The organism is Monashia sp. HAY1-5C (genome assembly GCF_056755255.1).
The window spans coordinates 1-268 of record NZ_JBPGXG010000392.1 but is presented as its reverse complement, the minus strand read 5'-3'; the positions used below and the strand labels follow the sequence as shown (position 1 = coordinate 268).

1 pseudogene is annotated in these 268 nt (G+C 42.9%); it reads right to left on the bottom strand.

What is annotated here, in order from left to right:
• A pseudogene (locus ACR9ZK_RS22150) lies at window positions 1-268 on the bottom strand (hypothetical protein); the annotation flags it as partial.

The following is a 268-nucleotide window of genomic DNA, read 5'->3' as shown; positions in this document are numbered from 1 at the left end:
GGTGAGATACCCGGCAAACTTTTTATCGTAAGCAACTGCTATTAAAGTATAGATAATATTTTCTGTGTTGACATCATATCTTATGTCAAACTGATCCATCAATTTCAGGTTACCAACCAGAAGTCCTTTACCATCAATCGTGGCTTTCAGTCCACGTCCTGGGATTTCCTCCACGTCATTCAGGTCAACAGAGTGATCCGGCTCTCCGACATATTCGTGAATGGCTGTTGCCACTGGGTGCGAACTTTTACTTTCCAGGGCATTAACA